The sequence below is a fragment of the Microbacterium sp. ARD31 genome, assembly GCF_031844425.1.
In genome coordinates, this window is the sequence record NZ_JAUZVE010000006.1 from 148,702 (window position 1) to 168,027 (window position 19,326).

At 68.5% G+C, this 19,326-nt stretch carries 20 protein-coding genes, 1 tRNA gene and 1 pseudogene; 9 read left to right on the forward strand and 13 right to left on the reverse strand.

Going from position 1 to position 19,326, the window contains the following annotated elements:
• Positions 1-2: 2 nt before the first annotated feature.
• Positions 3-638 (reverse strand): NAD(P)-binding domain-containing protein, encoded by a 636-nt coding sequence (locus Q9S36_RS17910; protein WP_311286297.1) that lies wholly within the window; start codon positions 636-638, stop codon positions 3-5.
• Between the two features lie 59 nt (positions 639-697).
• A complete protein-coding gene (locus Q9S36_RS17915) occupies positions 698-1,003 on the reverse strand; it encodes a glycoside hydrolase family 95-like protein (RefSeq protein ID WP_396653795.1) in 306 nt (101 codons plus the stop codon).
• A gap of 20 nt (positions 1,004-1,023) precedes the next feature.
• Here Q9S36_RS17915 and Q9S36_RS17920 point away from each other — a divergent pair, with 20 nt between their 5' ends.
• The gene (locus tag Q9S36_RS17920; RefSeq protein WP_311286299.1) at positions 1,024-1,161 is read left to right on the forward strand and encodes a hypothetical protein; all 138 of its coding nucleotides are present in this window, start codon (positions 1,024-1,026) and stop codon (positions 1,159-1,161) included.
• A 6-nt stretch (positions 1,162-1,167) separates the two neighbouring features.
• Here Q9S36_RS17920 and dcd read toward each other — a convergent pair whose 3' ends face one another.
• Positions 1,168-1,773: a dCTP deaminase gene (gene dcd / locus Q9S36_RS17925; protein WP_311286300.1), complete on the reverse strand. Its 606-nt coding sequence runs from the start codon at positions 1,771-1,773 to the stop codon at positions 1,168-1,170.
• A gap of 28 nt (positions 1,774-1,801) precedes the next feature.
• Positions 1,802-3,823, reverse strand: a complete 2,022-nt coding sequence (locus Q9S36_RS17930; protein WP_311286301.1) for a beta-galactosidase — start codon at positions 3,821-3,823, stop codon at positions 1,802-1,804.
• A 61-nt stretch (positions 3,824-3,884) separates the two neighbouring features.
• Between Q9S36_RS17930 and Q9S36_RS17935 the strand changes: the two genes are divergently transcribed.
• Positions 3,885-4,493: a TetR/AcrR family transcriptional regulator gene (locus Q9S36_RS17935; RefSeq protein ID WP_311286302.1), complete on the forward strand. Its 609-nt coding sequence runs from the start codon at positions 3,885-3,887 to the stop codon at positions 4,491-4,493.
• Here Q9S36_RS17935 and Q9S36_RS17940 read toward each other — a convergent pair.
• Together Q9S36_RS17940 and Q9S36_RS17945 are read right to left on the reverse strand one after the other, a co-directional pair.
• On the reverse strand, positions 4,474-5,511 hold the full coding sequence (locus Q9S36_RS17940) for a zinc-dependent alcohol dehydrogenase family protein (RefSeq protein WP_311286303.1): 1,038 nt from the start codon (positions 5,509-5,511) through the stop codon (positions 4,474-4,476). The genes Q9S36_RS17935 and Q9S36_RS17940 overlap by 20 nt on opposite strands.
• Positions 5,512-5,564: 53 nt before the next feature.
• Positions 5,565-6,437: a LysR family transcriptional regulator gene (locus tag Q9S36_RS17945; RefSeq protein WP_311286304.1), complete on the reverse strand. Its 873-nt coding sequence runs from the start codon at positions 6,435-6,437 to the stop codon at positions 5,565-5,567.
• Positions 6,438-6,506: 69 nt separating this feature from the next.
• Here Q9S36_RS17945 and Q9S36_RS17950 point away from each other — a divergent pair, with 69 nt between their 5' ends.
• From Q9S36_RS17950 to Q9S36_RS17975, 6 genes and pseudogenes are all read left to right on the forward strand, one after another.
• Positions 6,507-7,679, forward strand: coding sequence for an MFS transporter (locus tag Q9S36_RS17950; RefSeq protein ID WP_311286305.1), 1,173 nt, complete (start codon positions 6,507-6,509; stop codon positions 7,677-7,679).
• Positions 7,680-7,706: 27 nt separating this feature from the next.
• Entirely contained in the window at positions 7,707-8,003 is a 297-nt protein-coding gene (locus Q9S36_RS17955; RefSeq protein WP_064002639.1) for a hypothetical protein, read from the forward strand.
• A gap of 73 nt (positions 8,004-8,076) precedes the next feature.
• Positions 8,077-8,150 (forward strand) — tRNA-Gly (locus Q9S36_RS17960).
• 47 nt (positions 8,151-8,197) lie between these two features.
• Positions 8,198-8,494 carry a YrhK family protein gene (locus Q9S36_RS17965; RefSeq protein ID WP_311286306.1) on the forward strand — a complete coding sequence of 99 codons (297 nt, stop codon included), beginning with the start codon at positions 8,198-8,200 and terminating at the stop codon, positions 8,492-8,494.
• 19 nt (positions 8,495-8,513) lie between these two features.
• Positions 8,514-9,749, forward strand: a complete 1,236-nt coding sequence (locus Q9S36_RS17970) for a DUF2254 domain-containing protein (RefSeq protein WP_311286307.1) — start codon at positions 8,514-8,516, stop codon at positions 9,747-9,749.
• Between the two features lie 31 nt (positions 9,750-9,780).
• Positions 9,781-10,716, forward strand: a pseudogene (locus Q9S36_RS17975) (potassium transporter TrkG).
• Here Q9S36_RS17975 and Q9S36_RS17980 read toward each other — a convergent pair.
• The 3 genes from Q9S36_RS17980 to Q9S36_RS17990 all read right to left on the reverse strand — a co-directional run bounded on the left by Q9S36_RS17980 (position 10,664) and on the right by Q9S36_RS17990 (position 12,455).
• Complete coding sequence (locus Q9S36_RS17980; RefSeq protein WP_311286308.1) at positions 10,664-11,677, reverse strand: IS481 family transposase; 1,014 nt, start codon at positions 11,675-11,677, stop codon at positions 10,664-10,666. The pseudogene Q9S36_RS17975 and the gene Q9S36_RS17980 overlap by 53 nt on opposite strands.
• A 62-nt stretch (positions 11,678-11,739) precedes the next feature.
• Positions 11,740-12,072 carry a TfoX/Sxy family protein gene (locus Q9S36_RS17985; RefSeq protein ID WP_311286309.1) on the reverse strand — a complete coding sequence of 111 codons (333 nt, stop codon included), beginning with the start codon at positions 12,070-12,072 and terminating at the stop codon, positions 11,740-11,742.
• Positions 12,069-12,455 carry a hypothetical protein gene (locus tag Q9S36_RS17990; RefSeq protein WP_311286310.1) on the reverse strand — a complete coding sequence of 129 codons (387 nt, stop codon included), beginning with the start codon at positions 12,453-12,455 and terminating at the stop codon, positions 12,069-12,071. The genes Q9S36_RS17985 and Q9S36_RS17990 overlap by 4 nt, the downstream gene beginning before the upstream one ends.
• On the opposite strand from Q9S36_RS17990, the gene Q9S36_RS17995 reads away from it, so the two are divergent.
• Positions 12,454-13,164 (forward strand): winged helix-turn-helix transcriptional regulator, encoded by a 711-nt coding sequence (locus Q9S36_RS17995; protein WP_311286311.1) that lies wholly within the window; start codon positions 12,454-12,456, stop codon positions 13,162-13,164. The genes Q9S36_RS17990 and Q9S36_RS17995 overlap by 2 nt on opposite strands.
• A gap of 501 nt (positions 13,165-13,665) precedes the next feature.
• Here the strand turns inward: Q9S36_RS17995 and Q9S36_RS18000 are convergent.
• The 4 genes from Q9S36_RS18000 to Q9S36_RS18015 all read right to left on the reverse strand — a co-directional run bounded on the left by Q9S36_RS18000 (position 13,666) and on the right by Q9S36_RS18015 (position 19,317).
• Positions 13,666-15,456: an alpha/beta fold hydrolase gene (locus Q9S36_RS18000; protein ID WP_311286312.1), complete on the reverse strand. Its 1,791-nt coding sequence runs from the start codon at positions 15,454-15,456 to the stop codon at positions 13,666-13,668.
• Between the two features lie 723 nt (positions 15,457-16,179).
• Positions 16,180-17,097, reverse strand: coding sequence for a carbohydrate ABC transporter permease (locus tag Q9S36_RS18005; protein WP_311286313.1), 918 nt, complete (start codon positions 17,095-17,097; stop codon positions 16,180-16,182).
• Positions 17,097-18,029 carry a sugar ABC transporter permease gene (locus Q9S36_RS18010; RefSeq protein WP_311286314.1) on the reverse strand — a complete coding sequence of 311 codons (933 nt, stop codon included), beginning with the start codon at positions 18,027-18,029 and terminating at the stop codon, positions 17,097-17,099. Before Q9S36_RS18010 ends, Q9S36_RS18005 begins: the two co-directional genes overlap by 1 nt.
• 1 nt (position 18,030) lies before the next feature.
• Complete coding sequence (locus Q9S36_RS18015) at positions 18,031-19,317, reverse strand: extracellular solute-binding protein (RefSeq protein WP_311286315.1); 1,287 nt, start codon at positions 19,315-19,317, stop codon at positions 18,031-18,033.
• Positions 19,318-19,326: the final 9 nt, after the last annotated feature.

Consider the following 19,326-nt stretch of genomic DNA (forward strand, 5'->3'; position numbering starts at 1 on the left):
GCTCAGCGCTCGGCGCGGGCGAGGTTCTCGCGCAGCTCGTCGGCGTTCTGCCGGATGACGTAGGCCGGCTGGTCGCGCTCGACGCGCCAGCTCTCGTCGAGGCCGCCGACGTTGACGGTGTCGAAGCCGAAGTCGTCGTAGAGCTTGGCGATGAAGGTCACGCCGTCCTGCGAGTCGCTCGCGGTCGCGAGGGCGCGGCGGTTCGGTGATCCCGCGGGGGCGCCGTCGGTGGTGATGTCGGCGGCGGGGATGTGGTTGAAGCCCTTGACGACGGTCGACTGCGGCAGGCGGTCCTGCAGCATCCGCGAGGTCGTGGTCTTCTTCTCGTCGAGCTCGGCGATGTGCCCGTCGCGCTCCCAGTAGTAGTTGTTGGTGTCGACGACGATCTTGCCGGCGAGCTCCGCGACGGGCAGGTCGTCGATGGCCTTGAGCGGCACGGTGACGACGACCCACTCGCCGAAGGTCGCGGCATCCGCTGCGGTCATGGCCTGCGCGTTCTCGCCGAGCTCGGCGACGAGGTCCGCGAGGGTCTCGGGGCCCCGCGAATTGGCGATCGCGACCTGGTGACCCTGAGCGACCAGCACGCGAGCGATGGCCGAGCCGATGTGTCCTGCACCGATGATTCCTACGTGTGTCATGTCTCGAGGGAACGCCGCGAGACCGTGGGCATTCCCGAACGAGGGCTAAGGGATGCCGATCACTCCCCGATGAGCACGCTCCACGCCGAGCCGATCACGGCCTCCATCCGGTGGTCTCCGTGCCGGAACGCGTGCGTTCCCTCGGCGGTGGCCACGCGGGCCCGCGCCCGCGCCGAGGTGACGGCACCCGCGGCATCCCACGCGAGGTCGACCTCGATGCCGGGGCGGGCGACGAGCCCCCGCACCGCGCCGGCGCCGAGCGCCCCCGGCAACGCCGGGAGCAGGTCGATCGTGTCGCCGTGCGACTGCAGCAGGCACTCGGCGAGACCCGCCGTGTAGCCGAGGCCGGTTCCCGCACCGCGGATTCCCCCATGGAGAGCCCGGCTTGTTCGGGCACCACGAGCGGCACGGACACCACGGTCACGGCTGCGGCGAGCGCGCCGGCTTCGCGCAGCATCCGGCGGTCGCCGAGGCGTACGAGCGCGGCTTCAGCCGTGGCTACGCGCAGGCGCAGCAGGACTGAGCGCGGTCAGTTCCCCTTCGCACCGGCGTCGGTCGTCCCGACGTCGGTGCGGTGGAAGTTCTGGAACGAACGGGATGCCGTCGGCCCCCGTTGCCCCTGGTACCGGTTCTTGTACGAGCCGGTGCCGTAGGGGTTCTCGGCCGGCGAACTCAGGCGGAAGAAGCAGAACTGCCCGATCTTCATCCCCGGCCACAGTTTGATCGGCAGGGTCGCGACGTTGGCCAGTTCGAGCGTCACGTGACCCGAGAAACCGGGGTCGATGAACCCCGCCGTCGAGTGGGTGATGAGCCCGAGGCGCCCGAGCGAGCTCTTGCCCTCGAGGCGTGCGGCGACGTCGTCGGGCAGCGCGATCTGCTCGAACGTCGCGCCGAGGGCGAACTCGCCCGGGTGCAGGATGAAGGGCTCGTCGGGCGCGACCTCGATCAGCCGGGTCAGCTCGGGCTGATCCTCGGCCGGGTCGATGAACGGGTACTTGTGGTTGTCGAAGAGCCGGAAGTACCGGTCGAGCCGCACGTCGACGCTCGAGGGCTGGACCATCGCCGGGTCCCACGGGTCGAGGCCGATGCGGCCGCCGTCGATCTCGAGTCGGATGTCGCGGTCGCTGAGCAGCACGCGGCCAGCCTACTGGCCGCCCGGCGCGTCACCGCGCGACGCGGACGACCACCACACCCCGCGGGGGCACCAGGACACCGGATGCCGCGCCCGCGCCGACGAGCACGTCGCCGAACATCGGCGCCACGACCTCGTCGTCGGTGCGGTTCGAGATAAAGACGTACCGCGCCTCCGCGTCGCCGCGCTCGATGACGTCGAGCCGGCCGTCGGCCGACCGCGGATCGCCGGCGAGCGCGTCGAGTCCGAGCCCCGCGAGCACCGCGCGCACCCCGTCGCGGCCGATGTCGGCCGAGATGTAGGTCGCCGACCCACCCGCGCGCAGCCGCCGACGGGTCACCGCGGGCGCACCCGCCAGGTCGCCCTCGGCGTAGGTGTCGAGCACCTCGACGTCGTCGCCGATGTGCACGATCCGCTCGGTCCAGGCACTCGCCGCGGCACCCGAGGCGAGGGCGACGCGCTCGCCGGGCAGCAGCGGCACGAACTCCTCGACCATCACGCCGAGCGGCTCGCGCAGTGCGCCGGGGTATCCCCCGAGCCAGACGCGGTCGTTCTGGTCGACGATGCCCGAGAAGTACGTCGTGACGAGGTGGCCACCGGCATCCGCAAACGACGTCAGACGGGAACGCAGCTCATCGGGGACGACGTGCAGCATCGGGGCGATGAGCACCTCGTACCCGTCGAACGACGCGCCGATCGGGAGGACGTCGGCGCGCACCCCGAGGTCGAGCAGCGCGCGGTACCAGGCGAGCGCCTCGGCGTCGTACGCGAGCGCGTCGGTCGGGTGGGCGTCGCGCCCGCTGACCCACCACGACTCGTAGTCGAAGACGATCGCGACGCGCGCGGTCTCACGCCGCGAGCCGTGCACGGGCGCGAGGTCGCGCAGCGCCCCGCCGAGGGCCACGACGTCGCGGAACACCCGGCTGTGCTCGCCCGCGTGCGGCACCATGCCGGAGTGGTACCGCTCACCGCCGGCGCGGGACTGCCGCCACTGGAAGTAGCAGACCGCGTCGGCGCCGTGCCCGACGTGGGTCAGCGCATCGCGCACCAGCTCGCCGGACCGCTTCGGCGGGTTGACCTCGCGCCAGTTCACGGCGCTCGTCGCGTGCTCCATGAGGAACCACGGCAGACCGCCGGCGATGTTCCCGGTGAGGTTCGCCCAGAACGACAGGTCGTCGCGGCCGCGCTCCCCCGGTCGCAGGTAATGGTCGTTCGAGACGAAGTCGACGTCGCCCACCCACGACGGGTAGTCGATGTCGCGGACGTTCTGCGCGACCATGAAGTTCGTCGTCCGCGGGATGCCGGGTGTCACCTCGGCGAGCACCGCGGCCTCGGCCCGCAGGTGGTCGCGCACGGCATCCGACGAGAACCGCTCGAAGTCGAGCTGCTGTCCGGGGTTGCGGATCGTGGGCGCGGAGCGCGGCGGCAGGATCTCGTCCCACTCCTCGTAGTGCTGCGACCAGAAGGCCGTGCCCCACGCGTCGTTGAGCGCCTCGATCGTGCCGTAGCGCGCTTCGAGCCAGACGCGGAACGCGCGGGCGGCATCATCGGAGTAGTCGTAGAGGTTGTGGCATCCGAGCTCGTTCGAGATGTGCCACGCGACGACCGCGGGGTGATCGCCGTAGCGCTCGGCGAGCGCGCGCACCAGACGCAGGGCGTACTCGCGGAAGATCGGCGACGTGGGCCGCCAGTGCTGGCGGGCGCCGGGCCAGAGGATCGTCCCGTCGACGGTCTGCGGCAGGATCTCGGGATGCCGGCGCGCCATCCACGACGGCGGTGACGCCGTCGCAGTTGCGAGGTCGACGTCGATGCCGTTCGCGTGCAGCAGGTCGATGATCTCGTCGAGCCACGCGAAGTCGTACTCGCCGGGGCGCGGTTCGAGCAGGCCCCACGAGAAGATCCCGAGCGACACGATGTTGACGCCCGCCTCGCGCATGAGCCGCACGTCGTCGTCCCACACCTCGCGCGGCCACTGTTCCGGGTTGTAGTCGGCGCCGTAGCGCATCGTCCCGGGCTGCTGCGAGCCGTCCTTCACCCAGCGGTAGTTCTGCACGCGACCACGCTAGTCCCAAAAACGTGCATCTGCACGGTTTCAGTCGATCTACACTGCCGTCATGACCGAAGCGCCTGCCCGGGGCCCCTACGCGAAGTCCGCCGCGCGGCGCAGCGAGATCATCGCGAGCGCGACGGCCGTCTTCGGCACGTACGGCTACCGCGGCGGGTCGCTGCGCCAGATCGCGAAGCAGCTCGACCTCAGCCTCACGACGGTCATGCACCACTTCCCGACGAAGGTGTCGCTGCTGGCCGCGGTCCTGTCGCAGGAGGATGCCGCCGACACCGACTTCTCGCAGCGCGCCGCGCGCGACGGCTTCATCCCGACGGTCCTCGCGATCGTTGAGCGCAACCTCGGTCGGCGCGAACTCGTGCGGATGTTCACGGTCGTGCAGGCGGAGGCCACACACGCCGACCACGAGGCCCACGCGTGGTTGCGCGCACGGTACGCCGATGTCATCCCCGAGTACGCCTCGGCGATCGAGTACGACCGATCGCTCGGCAGACTGACGACGACGACGGATGCCGTCATGCTCGCCGACCTTGTCATCGGGATGTGGGAGGGAATCCAGGTGCGCTGGCTCGCCGACGGCACCGATCCCGTCGCCGCGATGCGGGTCGCACTCGATGCGCTGCTCCTGCCGGCGCCGGTCAGCGCCGCGGGTCGATGATCGTCATCCCCGCGGGCGCCGCGGTGTCCATGGCAGGCAGCAGCTGGGCGGCCTCGTCGAGCGACACCGTCCGCTCGATGAGGTCCTGCGGGCGGAGCGTGCCGCGGGCGATGAGCTGCAGCATCCCGGGATAATCCTCGGCGGCCATGCCGTGGCTGCCGAGCAGGTCGAGCTCCCACGCGATGGCCCGGGCCATCGGCACCGCGGAGAGACCGGATGCCGAGGGCAGCAGCCCGACCTGCACGTGCCGGCCGCGGCGGCGCAGGCTGAGGACGGCGTCGGCGCAGGTCTGCTCGCTGCCGACCGCGTCGACCGACACGTGCGCGCCGCCGCCGGTGACCTCGTGGACCGCGGCGGGGATGTCGGCGCCGTCGGCGCGGACGACGTGCTCCGCGCCCAGGCGGCGCGCGACCTCGAGTGCGGCCGCCGAGCGGTCGACCGCGACGACGCGCGCGCCGAGCGCTGTCGCGATCATGACGGCGCTGAGACCGACCCCGCCGGCGCCGACGACGACGACCCACTCCCCCGCACGCAGGCGGGCACGCGCGGTGAGAGCGCGGTAGGCGGTGGCGAAGCGGCATCCGAGGGCCGCGGCGGATTCGAGCGAGATCCCCTCGGGCACGGCGACGAGGTTGCGATCGGCCGCGTGGATCGCGACCCGCTCGGCGAACGACCCCCAGTGGGTGAAGCCCGGCTGCTGCTGGTTCGGGCACACCTGGGCGTCGCCGGCCAGGCACCACTCGCACCGCCCGCATCCGCACACGAACGGCACCGTGACGCGGTCGCCGACGTTCCAGCGCTCGACACCGCGCCCCACCGCCGCCACGACGCCGGCGAGCTCGTGGCCCGGGACGTGCGGCAGGGCGATGTCGTCGTGCCCGACCCACGCGTGCCAGTCACTGCGGCACAGCCCCGTGGCGTGCACCTCGATGACCGCGCCGCCGTCGGGGGCGACCGGGTCGGGCACCTCGGTGACGGTGAGGGGACCGGCGATCCGGTCCATGATCATCGCGCGCACTGCAGCCTCCGTCGCATCCGTCCGTCTCGATTCTGCCGCCGCGGCCGGGCGGGTCAGCCGCGGGCGACGTCGATGAGCACCTGCAGCACGTCGTCGACGGCGGGCGGTCGGGTGCCGGGGTGGAAGACGGCGCCCATGTCGCGCACCGCACGGGGATCGTCGATGGGCCGCTGCACGCAGCCATCGAGCGGATGCGGCACTTCAGGTCCGACGGCGATGCCGAGGCCCGCCGCGACGAGGCCGTGGAGGGTGCGCAGGTCGTCGCCCTCGAAGGCGATGCGCAGCTCGGCGTCTTCGGCGGCGACCAGCTGCTCAAGGGTGCGGCGCAGGCCGTAGCCCGGTTTGAGGGTCACGTGGGTCTCGGCGACGACGTCGGCGAGCGTGACCCGGCGGGCGGTCGCGAGGCGGTGCCCGGCGGGCACGACGGCGACGAGCGGCTCGTCGTACAGGTGGACGGATGCCTCGCCCGCCGCGGCTGCCCCCGAGACGATCGCGAGGTCGGTGCGCCCCGAGGCGAGCTCCGCGAGGCATGCGTCGCGCGCGCCCTGCCAGAGCCGGATCTGGATGTCGGGGCGCTCCTCGCGCAGGCGCCGGACGAGGCGGGGCACCAGATTCTCGCCGAGCGAGTTCTGGAAGGCGAGCGAGACGGTCGCGCGCGCCTCGTCGAGCGAGTCGATGGCGTCCTGCGCGGCGCGGAGGGCGACGCGGACGCCAGGCAGCATCCGCTTCGCCGCGGGGGTGAGACGGATGCCGCGGCCCTCGGGGGCGACGAGTGCGACGCCGAGCTCAGCCTCGAGGTGACGGAGCGCGCGGCTGACGCTCGGCTGCGGGACGCCGAGCGCCTGCGCCGCACGGGTGACGTGCTCGTCGCGGCCGAGCGCGTCGAGCAGGGGCAGGTGCGGCAGCAGCGCGGCGAGGCGACTCATGCGCCGATGGTATCGCTCGTCGAGAACCGGTATTGGATCCGGATGAGAAGTATGCCTACCGTGGGGTGGGTGACGACTCTCGACATCCCCACCGTGACCGCCGCTCCCCGTCGGCTCGGTGCGGCGATGTGGACGACGGGGATCGCGACCTTCGGCGTGCTGTACGCCCCGCAAGGGCTGCTGACCGGCATCGCCGAGACCTACGGCCTGACCGCCGCCGACGCCTCGTGGGTCGTGTCGTCGGCCACGCTCGGCCTCGCCCTCGCGATCCTGCCGTGGGCGCTGGCCGCCGACCGCTTCGGACGCCGACGGATGCTGCAGGTCGCAGCGGCGGCCGCCGCGGTCATCGCGGTCGCGTCGCCCCTGCTGCCCGGGTTCGCCGGGCTGCTCGCGGGGCGGTTCCTGCTCGGGGCGGCGCTCGGCGGCATCCCGGCCCTGGCGGTCGCCTACCTGCACGAGGCGGCCGGTCCGCATCGCACCGGCGTCGCCGCGGGCGCCTACGTGGCGGCGACGAGCGTGGGCGGGTTGGCGGGCCGGCTGGTCGCGGCGCCGGTGGGCGAGCTCGTCGGGTGGCGGCTGTCGCTCGAGCTGATGGGGGTGCTGGCGGCGGCGCTCACGGTGCTGTTCGCCGTGCTGCTGCCGGCGACCGCGACGCACCGGGTCGTGCCGTTGCGCAGCAGTCTGCGGACGCTCAGGCGCCAGGCGGTCAACGTGCGGGCCCTGCCGCTGTACGCGATCGGGGCGATGGTGGTGGGCGCGATGGTCGCCGTGTTCAACGCGATCGGGTTCCGCCTCGAGGCAGCGCCGTACTTCCTGAGCGCGACGGCGGTGTCGCTGGTGTTCCTGACGTACCTGTCGGGCACCGTGACCTCGCGCCTGTCGGGCGCGCTCGTCCACCGATGGGGAACGCGGATGCCGCTGGTCGCCGGCGGCGCCCTGATGACCGTCGGCGCCGCCGTGACGATCGCATCGGGCGTGGCGGTGATCGTCGCCGGCATCCTGCTCATCACGGCGGGGATGTTCCTCGCGCACGCGACCGCCAACGCAGCGACGGCGCGGGCGGGCGGGTCGGGGCGGCAGCACGCGGTCGCGCTGTACAGCGTCGCGTACTACGTGGGCTCGAGCGTCATCGGCACGGTGGGCGCCGCCGCGTGGATGGCGGGCGGGTGGCTCGCCCTGGCGGGCCTCGTCGCGGGGCTCGGCGTGCTCGTCGTGGTGTGCTCGCTCGCCGTGCGTGACTGATGTCGCACCCGCCGATAGGGTGCGGGCATGGACAGCTACGGACAGTACGCAGGGCTCGGCGCCGGTTTCGTGATCCTCATGATCGTGCTCTACCTGGGTTTCATCGCCCTCATGATCTGGGTGGGCTACCTCATCCAGCGGACGGCGGTGAAGAACGGGATGCTGCGCGCGATGCAGGAGAGCGGCATGGTCTTCGCGCCGCGCCCTGGGCCGCCCTACCCCGGCGGCGGATACCCGGGCGGCCAGCCGCCGCACCCCGGGCAGCCGCCGCACCCCGGACAGCCGCCGCAGGGCCCGGGACAGCCGCCCGCCGCCACGGACTGACCGGCACTTCCGGTCTGCGTTCGGTCGAACGGCTCCCGGTCTTGCTAGGCTTGCCGGGTGCCTCCGGGCGCACGGGGCTGTAGTTCAATGGCAGAACTTCTGCTTCCCAAGCAGACAGCGCGGGTTCGATTCCCGTCAGCCCCTCCATACTGACTCGGTCGTCTTCAGGCGTTCCCCTGTGATTGCATGGCACGATGCCTTCCCCGCAGTCGAACGACGGCCGCACGCTCGAGCTCCCCGTGGGTCGGGACGAGATCGTCGTGCGGCACGTGTACGAAGTCGTCAGCATCGTGAACGACGTCATGGTGGCGCTCTGGTTCGTCGTCGGCAGCATCCTCTTCTTCTCCGAGGACACCACGACGGCGGGAACCTGGCTCTTCCTGCTCGGCAGTATTCAACTGCTGATCCGCCTCGCGATCCGACTGACCCGTCACGTGCACGTGCGTCGCTTCGGCCGCGACGGAGTGCACGACAGCGCCGCGGACTACTGAAAGGCGGTTGACTGTGATCATGACGACGTCGTCCTCCCGCCCTCTGGCGATGCTCCGGCGGATCACGCGTGCCGTGGGGGCCCGAGCCGTGACCTTCACGCTCGTCGCGATTCTCTTCGCCCTCGCCGCAGGTGTGATCGGGTCCGTCATCCCGTTCGAGCTGCGCGTCGAGCTCGGGCAGAACTCCGTCGACTCGCTGCTGCAGATCATCGCGACGGCGATGCTGACGGCGACCACGTTCTCGATCACGGCGATGGTGACGGCGTACTCGTCGGCCACGACGATCGCCACACCCCGGTCGACGAAGCTCCTCATCGCCGACCCGACGTCGCAGAACGCGCTGTCGACCTTCGTGGGCGCGTTCGTCTTCGCGCTCGTCGGCATCATCGCCCTGTCGACGGGGTACTACACGGAGCAGGGACGCACGATCCTCTTCTTTGGCACCCTCGTCATCATCGCGATGATCGTGGTCACACTCCTGCGCTGGATCGACCATCTCGCCCGGTTCGGACGCATGGCCGACGTCATCGACCGGGTCGAGGATGCCGCGACGCGCACGCTCGTCGCCTTCGCGAAGCATCCGACCTACGGCGCCCGTGAGCTCAGGGGAGTGCCCGCTGACGCCACCGCCGTCACCGCGCTCGAGGGCGAGTACGTCCTCAACGTGGACGTCGCGGCCCTCGACGCCCTGGCCGAGAAGCACCGCTGCGAGATCTACGTCACCGCGATCCCCGGCACAATCGCCGATCGACGGCATCCGCTCGTGCACGTCCGAGGGAGCGTCACCGACGACGTGGACCGCGGTGTTCGGGGCGCGTTCATCCTGGGGCGCCACCGGGATTACGAGCAGGACCCGCGCCTCGGCGTTATCGCCCTAGCCGAGATCGGCAGCCGCGCCCTGTCACCGTCGACGAACGACCCGGGCACCGCCATCGAGGTCATCGCCGCCCTGCAACGCGTGTTCACGGCGGCGCTCCGGTCACGCGAGCCGTCTGGTGACGTCGAGTACCCCCACGTGTGGATCGCTCGGCCGAGCATCCACGAACTGGTGACGGATGCCTTCCGCCCCCTCGCCCGCGACGGTGCCGGGTTCGTCGAAGTGCACATCCGCCTGCAGAAGTGCCTGCAGGCGCTCCGCGACACGGCGCCCGATGAAGCCGCCGCCTTCCGCCGGGCGACCGAGGACGCCGTGGACCGAGCCGCGGCGGTGCTCAGCCGATCCGATCGACGCGCGGCGCGGGCCGCGCTGTCGTAGCGATAGGCCCGCGGTGTGAGATCGTAACGACGTGAGCGCACGTCGAGGACCGACCCGGCTCGACGGCGTCCCCGCGCGCAGACTCCCTCGGCAGCCGCGGCTCACCCCGGGCCGGGTCATCGCCCTGGCCTTCGGGGGCGCGCTCACCCTCGGCACGCTTCTCCTCAGTCTCCCCATCGCCGTCCACGGCAGATCCGCGACGTTCATCGAAGCCCTGTTCACCGCGACCAGCGCCCTCTGCGTCACCGGGCACATCGTGGTGGACACCCCGGTGTTCTGGTCGCCGTTCGGTCAGGTCGTCATCCTCGTCCTCATCCAGATCGGCGGGTTCGGCGTGATGTCGCTCGCGACGCTGCTCGGCCTGCTCGTCGCGCGCCGACTCGGACTGCGCACGCGCCTGACCGCGGTGAGCGAGACGCACACGGTCGCCGTCGGCGACGTCCGCAGGGTCCTGACCGGCGTCGCCCTCATCACATTGACCACCCAGACCGTCGTGGCGACCGCGCTCGCGGTGCGATTCTGGCTGGGCTAAGGCGAAGACGGAGCGCACGCGGTCTGGCTGGGCGTGTTCCACGCTGTCTCGAGCTTCAACAACGCCGGCTTCGCCCTCTTCAGCGACAACCTGATGTCCTTCGCATCCGACCCCTGGATCTGCCTCCCCATCTGCGTGGCCATCATCCTGGGCGGTCTCGGATTCCCCGTCATCATGGAGCTGCGTCGCCGCATCCTCTTCCCACGTCGATGGACCCTCAACACGATGACGGTGGTCGTCGGCTCCGCTGTCCTGCTGGTGTTCGGCGCCGTCTCGCTCACCGCGCTCGAGTGGGACAACCCAGGAACCCTCGGCCCGCTCTCGCCCGGCGGTCGCCTCCTCGCGGGCTTCACGATGTCGGTCATGCCGCGCACTGCCGGCTTCAACTCGATCGACGTCTCGCAGATGCACAGATGTACTGACCGGACACGTTGATCAATCGTGAGAAGGGCGGCTGGTTGCCGCACGCGGTGTGGGGCCTGTGGTGGTTGTACTGATGCAGCCAAGCACCCAGGGCGTCGCGTCGTTCTTGCTCGCTGGTGTAGCAGCGGGCGTAGGCCCACCCGTCGGCCAAGGTGCGATGGAAGCGCTCCACCTTCCCGTTGGTCTGCGGCCGGTACGGACGTGTCCGCTTCGGAGTGATCGACAGGGCTTCGCAGGTGTCGCTCCACAGGTGCGACCGGTACGCGCCGCCGTTGTCCGACAGGACACGTTCGATGGTGACGCCGCGGTCCGCGTACCACTCCACGGCGCGGTGCAGGACGGCAACTGCTGTGGCGGCGGTTTCGTCGTCGTGGACCTCGGTGTATGCGACGCGGGAGTAGTCGTCGATGACGGTGTGCACGAACGCGTACCCGGGCTTCGGGTTGTGCCACTTGCTCTTTGGTTTCCCAGGGGTCGCCGCGCGGTTCCGTTCTCCCTGCGGCCGGCCGACAAAGCGCCACCCGCCGCCGTCGGGGATGTTCCCGAGCTTCTTCACGTCCACGTGCACCAAGGACCCGGGGTGGGGGTGCTCGTACCGGCGGATCGGCTCACCGGTGGCCCGGTCGACGTGCGACAGCCGGTTGAGGCGGGCCGTCGTGAGGATGCGGTGGACTGTCGACGGGGCGATGCCGAGCCGGGCGGCGAGCTGAACTGGCCCTTCCCGCAACCGCATTCGCAGGCTGACGCAGCGCTTTGTCACCGACTTCGACGTCTTCTTGGGCGACGTCCTCGGGCGCGACGAACGATCCTGCATCGGCTCGCCGGCGAGGTAGCGGTCGACCCACCGCTTCACGGTCGGCCAGGAGACCTGGAACCGGGCGGCGATCTCGCTGATAGGCCACCCGTCCTCGACGACGAGGCGAGCGACTTTCAGGCGATAGCGCGGGGTCAGTGCGGCGTTGGGGTGGCTCAAAACTCCTCCTGACATGGGTCGGTGGCCGGCTGCGTCAGCGACCGGCCACCGTGGGCGACGTTCTACTTGGTGCCCTGCGCTGCGTGGAAGGACAGCGCGGGCGCGAGCCAGCTGTCGAGTCCGGTCCCTTCGAGCGCGGCCGGCTCGACGCTGATCCAGCCGTCACCCATGGGTCGGTCTGTCCCCATGAGCGCGGGGCGGGCGCCCGGGCGGGCGAGCAGTTCCGCGGCCGTGCTGGGGTCGATGCGCAGCAGGAGCGCCCCTTCGCGGCGCGCGGCGACGACCATGCGGCCCTCCACCATGAAGGACACGCCCCCGAACATCGGTACCTCGCGGGGGCTACTGTCCCGCAGTGCGTGGCGAACGCGTTCAACGAGGCTCCGCTGGGCCGTCATCGGCCGCCCTTCTCGATGTACTCGGGGCCGTTGTAGTCCAGGTTCAGGGACGTGATGAGGTCGCCGTCGAGGGTGAAGAACTCGGCAAAGGTCATGGGGCCGCCGGGCATGGTCGCCGTGTACAGCACGGCCGAGCCGGTGGGGCCGGTCACGTCGTGGATGATCTCGATCTGCTTGACCGTCGCGATGAAGCCTGAGACGCCTCGCAGGAAGCCCTCAGCGGCATCGGGGCGGTGGCCGGCGAGGGGCCCGGTGAAGTCGAGATGGTCGCCGAGCAGGGGCCGCAGGGCGGCCCCGTCCCCGTAGTTGTCGGAGCCGGACTCGAGGATCCGGTAGTAGTCCTTGAGGACCTGCGGGGCAGTGGAGGACAGGGTGGCGGGCATGGCTCTCCTTGGTGTGAGAATGATGCTTGAAACTTTCAAGCAGGAACTTGAGAAAGTCAAGGAGTGTTGGGTGAAGTCCTACGGACAGCTGTGCTCGATCGCCCGCGCCCTAGACGTGGTCGGCGACCGCTGGACTCTTCTGATCGTGCGCGAGCTCCTGATCCAGGGGCCGTCGCGGTTCGGGGAAGTGCAACGCGGCCTGCCCGGCATCGCGACAAACCTGCTCACCCAGCGCTTGCGCGACCTCGAGGCGAATGGGGTCGTCACCCGCGAGTCATCCCCCGGAGCGACGGGCGTCCCGACATACCGGCTCACCGACCGTGGCACGGCCCTGGACGGAGTGTTGCGTGAGCTCTTGAAGTGGGGCGCGCCCACGGTTCCAGACGCGCCGCGCGACGCGATCTTCCAGATGCACTGGCTCAGCCAGCCAGCGCGCTTCCTGCTCCAGGACCACCGGCCGACCGAGCCGGCCGTCGTCATCCGCTTCGGCACCCTCGATGACGGCTTCGACCTCACCGCAGCGAGGGGAGTCGTGGCAGTCCAGCCCTGCAAGCTCGACGCGAGCCCCAGCGCCAGCGTCACGGGTCCAGGACCTGTCCTGGTCGCGCTGCTGCAGGGAGCCATGCCCCTAGCTCTTGCCGTCGCAAATGGTGTTCGCGTCGAGGGAGACGCCAGTGCACTTGACCGAGTCCTGCCACCCACGCGCTGATCAATCAACGTCCCCGGTCAGTACACCTAGCCGCTCAAGACTCCTGTCAAGGTCAGACGCAGCAAGATTGGCCAAGAAGAGACTGAGCGAAGTGCCCTGTGGGATGCCACAAGTTCGTTTAGTTGATGGCGACGGCTTAGCTCCGACCGTCAAGGACGGCTCGGGGCCTCCCAGAACCGTTCAATGACGTACTGCTCAAGCGGCGTTCGGTTGACTCCGATGCGGTCCAGGGTGCTCAACAAGAAGTCGTGATCGACAGTGTCAAAGAACTTCCGGAAGTCTTTCTGACCCCCCGACGCACCAACGCTGTCCTCTGTGTGAGCATGACCCACGCTGCCGACCGCACAGGCCGCTGCGTCGAATTGCGAATCCACGGCTATCGAAAGAAGTTCGCGCGGAAGAGCAGCCTGAAACCGAGACCGAGGTTCTCCGGCGCGACGCATCACTGCGCTAGGCCGTTGCGTGGGTCGGCCCGCCTCCGCGGGCCGACCCACACTGACCTCAGTATGCGATCACGAGCGAGTTCGTGACACTGATGACCGTGACGACCGCGGCATTGAGGAACCCGGCGATGTACGGGTTGTTCGTCTCCCGGTAGATCTTTCGGCTGATGACCGCAGCGACAGCCAGGATGACGATGACCGGGAACAACCAGATGCTGAAGATGCCGCCGAAGCCGTCGATCGTCTCACCGGTGATGAAGAACGTCGCGTACTGCGCTACGACGAGCACGATCGGTCCGAGCGAGTTGAACAGCGCCAGCAGGGCCGTGTTCATCCATTCCCGTCCCCGGAGCGTGAATCGGTTGAACGAGTTGATCGCCACCGAGTTCGCCACGAAGTACAGGAGGAACAGCGGCAGGACGATCAGGGAGTACCCGATCATCTCGGGGTTGAAAGCCTTCACGGCGAGCACCCAGAACCGGAAGTCGGTCTTGAAGAAGTAGTCCAGCACGAAGACGATGCCGAACGCGGCGACGGTCGTCGTCAGCGCGAGCGCCACTCCGAGCCCGAAGCGTCGCCAGCCCGGAAAGACGCCTACGGCCCGGAGGTCCTGACCGCTGCGTCGCCCGAACAGCAGGTATGAGACGACCATGATCGCCAGGCCGGCGACACCGTTGATCGCAGCCCAGATGCCGATGAACCACGGGACACCGGGGGCGATGAGGTTCACCGAACCGAAGGCGATCGCGCCGGCCCACTCCGCCTGGCTGAGGAGCACGTAGCTGAGAATTGAGAAAACCGTCGTGACGACCAGCCCTCCCCAGAACCAGACCAGCCCGCGGCGCGTGGTCGCCACTGCCGCGATCGGCTCGGAGACGCGCAGTCCCGCGAAGGCCCGGGTCGCCAGCAGCGCACGCGTGAACGCGACGAGGAAGATGCCGAAGCCGATGAGACCGAAGGTCGTGAGGACTTCCTTGAACTGCCAGTTCTGGTCGCCCGCCGGCAGCGAGTTGGGTGCGCCGAGGGACTCGTCGAAGAAGTCGACCAGGTGCCCCACCGCCGTGCTCGAGATCGTCGACCACGGGTGCGTCTGCGGCAGCGACCAGATGACGCGCATCGCCTCGGTCCCGTCGACGGCCTGGGTGTAAACCTGGCCTGCCTCGCGCACATCTGTCGCCTCGGCCGGGTCCTGCCCGAAGTGCAGGAACGACTGCGCGTTGGGGGTGGAGAGGTACTCGCGCGGCGGGGTCAGTGCGTTGCCTTCGGCGTCGTAGCTGCGGAAGAAGAACTCGTCGTACTGCGCCTGGATGACGCCGGTGTCGCGGCTGCCGTAGATGTTCGTGAACGCGCCCGCGTCGTCGACGTAGACGGGGTCGTTGTCCACGAGCAGAACCGAGGCGATGAGGGGCGTCTCGGCTTCATTGTCGAGGGCGACCGAGAAGTTCGCCGCACGCGCCCCATTCGAGTGACCGGTCACGCCGATCCGGCTCGGGTCGACGTAGGGCAGGTCCGCGATGAGCTTCACGGCGTCGTACATGCCGGTGCCACCGACGGCCTCCTGGCCGGCGGGAAGTGGGTCGGAGTTGCCGTGCCCGTACATGTCGATCGACAGCACGACGTACCCGCGCCGGGCGAGCTCGACGTAATTGGCGTCCTGCATCTCCCGGTTGTTCCACCAGCCGTGGCTGACCACAATCGCCGGGCGCGGATTCTCGGCCGAGACGGAGGCCGGCTTGAACAACAGGGCGCTCATCTCGCGGCCCGATGCAGCCTCCCAGCGCATGTCCTCGACGGCGACGCTACCGCCGACGGTCTGCACGAGCGAGGCACCAATGCTGGATACCAGCATCAGAACCAAAGAGATAACCAGCCAAAAGCCGTTACGCCGGAAAGTTTGTCGCCTCATCGAGGAGTGCTCCTTCACACGCGGACCCGCCATCGGATCCTTCCTGAGCAGCGGGCTCATTCCCGCTGCGCGACCGCCAATCTACGGTGGCAAATGCTGCCATCGAGCGAAATGCACACCTGTGCAGCGCCCCGTCCCCGCCACAGAAGCGTGATGAACCCTCGCCGCAAGCCGAGAGGGTATCCCGGGGCTTCGGACTCCAGCTTCAGAGCGATGTTGGCATCACGGAGATGCCTACGGCTCTTTGGTTTACAGTCCGTCTAGTGCCAGGAAGATTGAGAATCAACGACTTACCTAAAGGTCGAACCTCACCACGCGGTCAGTGCCAGGAAGATGAGAAGGGTGCCTGAAGGTGCCAACCTTGCGTGGGAAGTCACATCCACGAAACTTATGCCTGACCAGACGGCTTTTTGACGTCACAATCTTCGGCAGCGCCACCCGCTTCGGGATACATTTCGTGCCACCTACGTGCCATTAGGTGCTCGCTACTTACTTTGACCGCCCCGAGAACGATTCGTCTCGAAACGGCTGATTAGCACCGACGCCGTCTGACCGCGACACCGCCTACGAGGTCCTGGAATGCGGCGACGCGTCGTCTCAGCGAATCATGGCGCCAACGGGTCGGCGCCCGATGCAGCTCGCACCGGGCGCCATCCGCGTTCTTGACTACTTGATCGACCCGCGCATGACGCCGGAGATGACCCAACGCTGGGAGAAGATGTACACGATCAACAGGGGCGCCATCGCCATCAGGTAGGAGGCGAAGGCGACGGTGTAGTCGGTGTTGTACTGCCCCTGGAAGACGTACTGTGCGAGCGACAGCGTCCGGTCCGACGGCGAGGTCAACACGACGAGCGGCATGATGAAGTCGTTCCACGCCCATACGCAGGTGAGGATGCCGACCGTAGCGTTCATCGGCATGAGCAGCGGGAACACAATCTGCCGGAACACGCGCCACGTCGATGCGCCGTCCATCCTTGCCGCTTCTTCGAGCTCGATCGGGATCGAGCGGATGAAGGCGGTGTAGATGAAGATGTTCAGGCTCAGGCCGTAGATCGTGTACAGCAGGATCATGCCTGCGGGGTTGTCCAGCCCGAGGACCGATGTCTGCTTCACCAGGGGGAGCATGATGATCGGGAACGGGATGAACAGGGCGGCGAGCAGGTAGAAGAAGACGCCCTTGAAAAACGGCCGGTGCAGGTTTCTGGCCAGGGCGTACGCGACGAGCGAGCTGGTCAGGAGCGTGAACACGACCGATCCGACCGTGATGATCGCGGTGTTCATCAGCGCCTGAGGGAACGCGGTCCGCTCCCAGGCGACGGCGAAGTTCTCCCAGTTGATCGGCCACGGCAGCTCGAACCCTGTGCCTGCTGCGAGCTGCGCCGGTGTCTTCAGTGCGACGGCGATCGCAAGGTACAGCGGGATCAACACCGTGAGGGAGCAGACGGCGATGAGCGCGGTCGCCCACCAGTTCGTGCGACGTGTATCGGACGGGTCGCCGCCGGAGAAGCGACGCTTCCGGGGGAGGACGACGGCGGTGGTGGCCTCGTTGGCCTCGATGGGTGTGGTGACGGAGCTGGACATCAGAAGTCGGCCTCTCTGCGCTGAAGGACCCGGAACTGGAGGAGGGAGACGATCGTGATGACGATGAAGAAGATCACCGCGTTGGCTGTCTGGTAGGCGAACTCGCCGCCGGAGAAGCCTCCGCGGAAGATCAGCATCGTGACCGACTCGGTGGAGGTACCCGGCCCGCCGTTGGTGAGAGCGATGATCGGGTCGAACACTTGCAGGAAGCCCTTCAGGCTCAGCACCACGTTGATCGTGAAGAACGCGCTGATGAGCGGGAAGGTGATGGAGCGGAACTGGCGAGCGGGGGTCGCCCCGTCGATGGATGCCGCTTCGTAGATGTCGGCGGGGATGGTCTGGAGCCCGGCGAGGTAGATGATGATCGAGAACGCGCAGGCCTGCCAGACCGCCAGCACGACGACCGCCGTCCACGCCCAGTCGGGGTTGGTGAGGATGTTGTCTCGGAACAGGGGGATGCCGGAGAGGATCTTCGGCAGCGAGTTCGAGAACAGGAACTGGAAGACGTACCCGACGACCAGCACGGCGAGGATGTACGGCACGAAATAGACGCCGCGCCAGAAGTTCCTGGCCCGGATCTTCGCGTTCAGCCCCATCGCGATCGCGAGGGAGATCGCGTTCGTGAAGACGGTCGCGACGATCGCGAACAGGAACGAGAAGCCGTACGCCTGGAGCACGCGGTCATCGCGGAAGATGTTGATGTAGTTCGCGAAGCCCACGAAGTCCCAGGCGCCGTAGCCCGCGTAGTTCGTGAAGCTGAAGAAGATGCCGATGATGACGGGCAGGGTGTGGAAGCCGGCGAAGGCGATGACCGCCGGCCAGACGAACCAGTAGTACGCGCGGGGCGCGAGCTTCGAGCGACGGCGTTCTGCCGGCTGTGCGGAGCCCACCCGCTCGGCACGGCGCGTGCCGTCGGCGGTGACGGTGGCCATCTCAGTCCTCCTCATTCGTGGTGATCGTGCGAGCGGCGACCTTGCGCCACTCGTTGTCGAGGGTGCCGAGGGCGCCCTTCAGGTCGTCGTCGTAGAGGTACTGCTGCACAACCCCCGTCAGGGGGATGGCGGTCGGCACCTGGTGGTCGATGAACCCGGTGATCTTGCCCGCGTCGAAGTACGGCGCGATGGACTGCAGGGCCGGGTCGTCGCTGAGCTGCGCACCCTCGACAGAGGGAACCATCGTCTGCGCAGCGGCGAACTTCTCGATCACGTCCGGGCGGAACATGAAGTCGATGAAGCGCAGCGCTTCTTCCTTGTGCGGGGTGTTGCGGGCCATGGTCACGGCGACGTCTACCCCGGACACCAGCACGCGGTCGTCAGGGTTCTCGGGAACGGGGTAGGGGAATATGCCGGCGTTGATGTCGGGGTTGACGGCCTTCACTGGGCTCAGTGCCCAGATGCCCTGCAGCATCATGGCTGCGCCGCCCTGGGCGAACAGGGATGTGCTGTCGTCGTAGGACGCACCGCGGTAGCCGTCCTGGGAGTACTGGAACAGCTCCGACTGACGCTCCATCGCCTCGGGGAAATCTTTCTCGAACGACACTGGGGAGTCCGGACCGACCGTGTCTCCCTCGGCGCGCATCTCGTCGAAGAACCCGTCCTGCGCGTAGTAGGCGCCGATCCCATTCCACGAGGGCATCGGCGTCCAGTTCTCGGCGAGGGAGGTCGCGAACGGGGTGATCCCCCGCTCTTCGAGCGTCTCGCAGAGAGCGATCAGCTCATCCCACGTCTCCGGGATCTCAAGGCCCTCGGCGTCGAAGATGTCTTGGTTGTAGATGATGCCGTTGGCGTTGTTCACATAGCCGAGGCTGTTCACCTCGTCGCCGTAGTTGCCGAGGTCGGCCAGGATGTCCTGGACGCTGGGGCTGATCGTCTGCAGAACCGGCTCGTCCGAGAAGTCGTAGAAGACGCCGGCTTCGGCGAGCTTGCCGAAGTTGCCGTTCCCGTTCAGGGTGATGACGTCAGGCGTACGGTCCTTCACCAGCAGGGTGCGGATGAGAGTCTCCGAATCGCCGACCTGGTTCTGCACCACCTTGATGTCTGGGTTCTCCGCCTCGAACGCCGCGATCATCTCATTGAAGTCCTCGAGCGCTTCACCCTTGAACTGGAAGAAGTCGAGGGTCGTGACACCGCCTGCGTTGTTGCTTGCGCAGCCGCCCACGCCGAGGGTGAGCCCGGCGATCAGGGTGCCGGCGATGGCGGTACGGATGGACCTGGATCTCATGATGTGCGC

Coding starts and splice junctions, on each gene's coding strand:
- Q9S36_RS17985 (WP_311286309.1), bottom strand. CDS start 12,072: ATGACGGCCCAGCGGAGCCTCGTTGAACGCGTTCGCCACGCACTGCGG.
- Q9S36_RS17990 (WP_311286310.1), bottom strand. CDS start 12,455: ATGCCCGCCACCCTGTCCTCCACTGCCCCGCAGGTCCTCAAGGACTAC.
- Q9S36_RS17965 (WP_311286306.1), top strand. CDS start 8,198: ATGCCTTCCCCGCAGTCGAACGACGGCCGCACGCTCGAGCTCCCCGTG.
- Q9S36_RS18010 (WP_311286314.1), bottom strand. CDS start 18,029: ATGGCCACCGTCACCGCCGACGGCACGCGCCGTGCCGAGCGGGTGGGC.
- Q9S36_RS17945 (WP_311286304.1), bottom strand. CDS start 6,437: ATGAGTCGCCTCGCCGCGCTGCTGCCGCACCTGCCCCTGCTCGACGCG.
- Q9S36_RS18015 (WP_311286315.1), bottom strand. CDS start 19,317: ATGAGATCCAGGTCCATCCGTACCGCCATCGCCGGCACCCTGATCGCC.
- Q9S36_RS18005 (WP_311286313.1), bottom strand. CDS start 17,097: ATGTCCAGCTCCGTCACCACACCCATCGAGGCCAACGAGGCCACCACC.
- Q9S36_RS17970 (WP_311286307.1), top strand. CDS start 8,514: ATGACGACGTCGTCCTCCCGCCCTCTGGCGATGCTCCGGCGGATCACG.
- Q9S36_RS17935 (WP_311286302.1), top strand. CDS start 3,885: ATGACCGAAGCGCCTGCCCGGGGCCCCTACGCGAAGTCCGCCGCGCGG.
- Q9S36_RS17955 (WP_064002639.1), top strand. CDS start 7,707: ATGGACAGCTACGGACAGTACGCAGGGCTCGGCGCCGGTTTCGTGATC.
- Q9S36_RS17995 (WP_311286311.1), top strand. CDS start 12,454: ATGGCTCTCCTTGGTGTGAGAATGATGCTTGAAACTTTCAAGCAGGAA.
- Q9S36_RS18000 (WP_311286312.1), bottom strand. CDS start 15,456: ATGCTGGTATCCAGCATTGGTGCCTCGCTCGTGCAGACCGTCGGCGGT.
- Q9S36_RS17910 (WP_311286297.1), bottom strand. CDS start 638: ATGACACACGTAGGAATCATCGGTGCAGGACACATCGGCTCGGCCATC.